The organism is Marinobacter sp. VGCF2001 (genome assembly GCF_049943275.1).
Lineage (GTDB): Bacteria > Pseudomonadota > Gammaproteobacteria > Pseudomonadales > Oleiphilaceae > Marinobacter.
The window spans coordinates 1-4380 of record NZ_JBNFVX010000034.1; the positions used below are offsets into that span (position 1 = coordinate 1).

The following is a 4380-nucleotide window of genomic DNA, read 5'->3' on the forward strand; positions in this document are numbered from 1 at the left end:
CGGCCACTAACCAGCCGGTCAACCGGACGCCAAAAGCGTACCGCTTTTGGTTCCCTTCGCTAGCGCTCCGGCGCCGGTTACCTCAGCGTTATACATCAAAGGAAAATCAATGAAAGGACTCTTACTTGTTCTCATGGGCTCCGCCTCTGGGGCTGCTTTGTTAATACTCACCTCATTCGTACCACCATTGTTCGGCGACGTCATGGCTTTGGTCGAGGGTGGCGCCGAGGTTGGGCCGGCTGCCTGGGGTGTTTTCCTTATGCTGGCTATCCTTGGTGGAGCAATGTATGTGTTTGGGCACATATTCAACGCATTCAATAAAAAGGTAGCCAAGCATTTCGAGTCTTGGTTCGAGTAAATGTATAACAAGGCCATCAAGGTTGTTCCGGGCCGACGGCCCTCCACCGGACGCCCTTGTCAGGGCGCCGCTTATGGCTGGCGTTATACCCGCAAAAGTTAGAGGATTGGGAATGGTATCTGAACAAGATCTGGTCAACACGCTGAACGCTCAAACCGCACGCATTGGTGAGCTTGTGGAACATGTTAGCGCCTTAGAATATATGCTAGCTCAGACGTTAACTATCGCGATCAGAAACGATGCGAATCCAGAGGCTACGTTGCAGGACTTGCAAGTTTTATTCGCTGAAAAAGGTGCGCAAGGTGGGATCGATTCTGAAACAAACCCTGGCTTTCAGTGTGCCTCAAGAATTTTTTCTTCGGTGAAGGCAAGTATCTGAATTCTCGAGTTGGCGAGAGGTATAACAAATAGCTCCAATTCGTTCCGGGCCGACGGCCCTCCACCGGACGCGCTAAAGCGCGCCGTTGAGCAAAGCGTTAAATTTTTTGCCGCACCCTCATCGGCTATGCTGTAATACGTTGTAGTCTAAAATTCGAGGGTATAGTCATGAGTGTCACCACAGTTCGCCTCCAAGCCGAAGTTGAACAGCACCTGGAAGCAATCGCTGGCAGGCTTCACCGGAGCAAAGGCTGGGTAATCAACCAAGCTTTGTCGGAATACATAGAAAAGCAGCAGCTTGAGCAAGAGCGGTGGAAACAAACATTAGAGGCAATGGAGTCTGCTACCCAAGGCAAGGTGGTTGATGCCAGCGAGGTTCATAGCTGGCTTAATAGTTGGGGCGCCGAGAGCGAGCAGGATGCACCGAGGTCAGGTAAGTGAAACTGGTTTACACGGATGAAGCCATCGAAGATCTGAAACGTTTGAGGGAGTTCATTGAAGTTCACAATCCATCGGCGGCAGCCAAGATTGCCGCCGAGTTGATTGGCAAAATCGGACTGCTCCCAGACTTCCCCAAAATGGGCACACCCGTTGAAATGGCACCGGTGCCAGACTCTGTTCGAGATATGGTTTTCGGAAAATACGTCGTTCGATACTCACTTCATGCCAGTTCTATCATCGTTCTCCGGCTATGGCATGGCCTTGAAGGTGAACGGTAGTAATTTAACCAGGCGCGGCACTCGGATGCCTTTGTCTCCGCTTCGCTACGCCAAAGTCACCGGTGCGCTCAGCGTTAAATTTTAGGGCCTATCGTGCGAAATATTGATCTGTTTAATCTGCACGTCGCTGAGTTACTCGGTACTTGCTACGAGAGTTTTCCGGTGAGAGTAGATATTAGGTATGAGGTTCTCGGCAGAGCTGTACATAAAAAGTATTCATCGGGAACCGATGAGGAGCTTTTGTACGATGCACAGGAATACGAAGAGCTCGCAGCCGCCACGGTAGATTGGCTAAAAGATGCCGGATATCTATGGCTTGGGAAGAAGGTATACGGCTCGGCTAAACGCGTCACGTTGACGCCGAAGAGTCTAGAGTTGCTGAACGGCACTCCCCGGGCACTTGAGACGAAGGATTCAGTGGGGACGATTCTTGCTAACGGTTCTGAAACCCTTGCACGTGAGACTGCTCTATCTGTAATTCGGTCTGTATTGTCGGAAGGGACGAAACTTGCGTTTTCGAGCATTATTTAACAAAGCCATTAAGTCTGTTCCGGGCCAAGGGCCCTCCACCGGACGTCCTTGACAGGGCGCCGCTTATGGCCGGCGTTAGCTGGGTAGTGCGTTGTGCCTTTTGGTTGGCTCGGTGGTGTTGGCCTTGGCCTTATACTGGCAGCAAATCCGGCAATTCCCGTGGTTTGCCAAGGCCGTCGGAATCCGCGGCGAGTGGGTAGCCAAAATCAGCCAGTGGCGTTGGCATAAAGGTGAGTGTTTGCCGGAACCAGGTGTCCGTCGAAACCTGGTTCCTTGCTTACCTGCTAATCTGAGGTCCAGGTTCATTCGCCGCATTGTCGGTGGTAGTTTTACTCAGGGTGCATCGGCTAGGGCTTGTGCATAAAGCAACGGAGCAGGCGGTCATGTTGGTTGCCAAGGATCTGGGTTTGTCGCCCGCCGGTGCTTCTCAGCTAACCAGTCGCTGTAGTACGTTCCCGGCCCGAGGGCCGTCCACCGGACGCCACTGACGTGGCGCCGCTAAGCTCAGCGTTAGAGCGCTAGGCCAAACCAAAAGTTTTTCATATTGTTGAGGGGTGAATATGCGGTTGTCAATACAGCGATCTCAATACTTTGTTATGTGCGCTGCGCTATCGATGGTAGCCGGATGTGGTGGGGGTGATGGATCTTCGGGTACTGATGAGTCCAATCCATCGATTGCGATCCAATCTCCCGAAAACCTAGAGGCAGACTTTGGTGATCGCGAACTTTTGTTGACATGGAATCCCGTGCCAGGAGCTGACTCTTACAATGTTTATTATGGAAATGAACCCGGAATTTTAGCTGAAAACTATGCAGCCTATGACGGGGGCGCTTGGTTAAGAGGTGTTTCAGCGCCGCTTAAAATATCTGAGCTGGAAAATGGTACTGGTTATTTCGTCGTTGTAACGGCCGTGGTGGCGGGCAAAGAGAGCGATCCCAGTAATGAGGTAAGGGCTTTGGTTCGTGATCCTGATGCGCTTATCGCTGGCCGTTATAAACCAGTAAACTTACAAGGCGATGTTATTTTAGACACGGTCAATTCTCTGTACTGGAAGCGTTGTTCGGAAGGTCAGGAGTGGAGTTTGCAGAATCAAACATGTGTTGGCCAACACCGTAAGCTAAATTGGTACGATGCTGTGGAAAACTATGGAAGTTGGGCAGATATCGAGAGTTTACCAAATGAATATATAGTCGATTTGAACTTGCCTTTGCCAAAAAATGAATGGCGATTACCTACGATTGGACAGCTAACGACTTTGCTATATTGCTCTACAAAACGTCCCCAGGAATTCAATCCTTCGACTTACTGTGAAGGTAGGGATTACCAAAAGCCAACCATTGTCACAGAAGCGTTCCCAAATTCTCCACAATACGATGTTTGGTCAGGGTCGGTTGGCGGGGATATTGGTAGTGGGCTTGATCTCGATTCCGCATGGCGTGCTCACTTTTGGAGTGGTGGATACACTCACAATTGGCGCGGTAACCCAGAGGCTATCCGCCTCGTGAGGCCCAAGAATTAACTCTCCCCGCGAGGTTTCATTTTACCTCGTGGAAAAGCTCTAACAAGCGGCTGTTGTCGGACGCCCTACGCTGGCGCTCCGGTGCGCCGCAAAGCCAAGCGTTATGCATGGATGATGAATGATTAATTGGCAGTATTTTCCAAAATCTGACGAAGCGCCTTCCATCGTTGATACCGTGGTAGATGCCTTTGAAGAAGCTTCTCAACGAATCGATTCCTTCAAATTCGATCTGCCCAGCAATGACGTTCTCGCAGAGGTTTGTGCTCGACTCCAGTCGGCAGACTTTGAAGTCGAAACAGGCAAGAAAAAGGCTGAGAAGATTTTTGTACCAGTTCTTTTTGGGCTGAATGGTAGACCAGAAAAATCATTTGAAGCTGACGCATACCACCGACAAGAAGAATTTGTCCTCGAGGTTGAAGCGGGTCGGGCAGTGGTGAACAACCAATTTCTTAAAGACCTTTTTCAAGCGTGCATGATGCACGGCGTAAACTACCTTGGTATTGCTGTGCGCAACACGTATCGGAATAGCAATGATTTTGATCGGGTAATCCGTTTCATCGATACCCTGTATGCAAGCAGCCGGATTCGCCTCCCACTCAAGGGAATCCTGATCATTGGGTATTAAATGCATAACCAGTAGTTGCAGTTCGTTCCGGCCTGAGGGCCTCCACCGGACAGCCTTGTCGCCGCTTCGCTATGCCAGGCTGCCGCTGAACAAAAGCGTTATGACTGTTAGTTACTGGAAATAACATCTGATCGAGTCAAATTGTCTCTAGTTGTCTGACTGATACCGGACTTACACATGAGCGAATGTGGCCGAAACCGGAAATGAAGACGGAACTTGAAGGGTGACTTAATGAATTATGAATTGTTA

General features: G+C 50.2%; 7 protein-coding genes. All 7 read left to right on the forward strand.

All coding sequences use genetic code 11. The features are described from left to right. Positions 1 to 109 precede the first annotated feature (109 nt). Positions 110 to 358, forward strand: coding sequence for a hypothetical protein (locus ACP2AU_RS16630; protein WP_426377330.1), 249 nt, complete (start codon positions 110 to 112; stop codon positions 356 to 358). 112 nt (positions 359 to 470) lie between these two features. Further along, entirely contained in the window at positions 471 to 737 is a 267-nt protein-coding gene (locus tag ACP2AU_RS16635; protein ID WP_426377331.1) for a hypothetical protein, read from the forward strand. Between the two features lie 167 nt (positions 738 to 904). Beyond that, positions 905 to 1177 (forward strand): CopG family ribbon-helix-helix protein, encoded by a 273-nt coding sequence (locus tag ACP2AU_RS16640; RefSeq protein WP_426377332.1) that lies wholly within the window; start codon positions 905 to 907, stop codon positions 1175 to 1177. Further along, entirely contained in the window at positions 1174 to 1455 is a 282-nt protein-coding gene (locus ACP2AU_RS16645; RefSeq protein WP_426377333.1) for a type II toxin-antitoxin system RelE/ParE family toxin, read from the forward strand. The genes ACP2AU_RS16640 and ACP2AU_RS16645 overlap by 4 nt, the downstream gene beginning before the upstream one ends. Before the next feature lie 162 nt (positions 1456 to 1617). Further along, positions 1618 to 1986 (forward strand): hypothetical protein, encoded by a 369-nt coding sequence (locus tag ACP2AU_RS16650; protein WP_370229812.1) that lies wholly within the window; start codon positions 1618 to 1620, stop codon positions 1984 to 1986. 560 nt (positions 1987 to 2546) lie between these two features. Beyond that, on the forward strand, positions 2547 to 3506 hold the full coding sequence (locus ACP2AU_RS16655; RefSeq protein WP_426377334.1) for a DUF1566 domain-containing protein: 960 nt from the start codon (positions 2547 to 2549) through the stop codon (positions 3504 to 3506). 118 nt (positions 3507 to 3624) lie between these two features. Next, a complete protein-coding gene (locus ACP2AU_RS16660) occupies positions 3625 to 4131 on the forward strand; it encodes a hypothetical protein (RefSeq protein WP_426377335.1) in 507 nt (168 codons plus the stop codon). Positions 4132 to 4380: the final 249 nt, after the last annotated feature.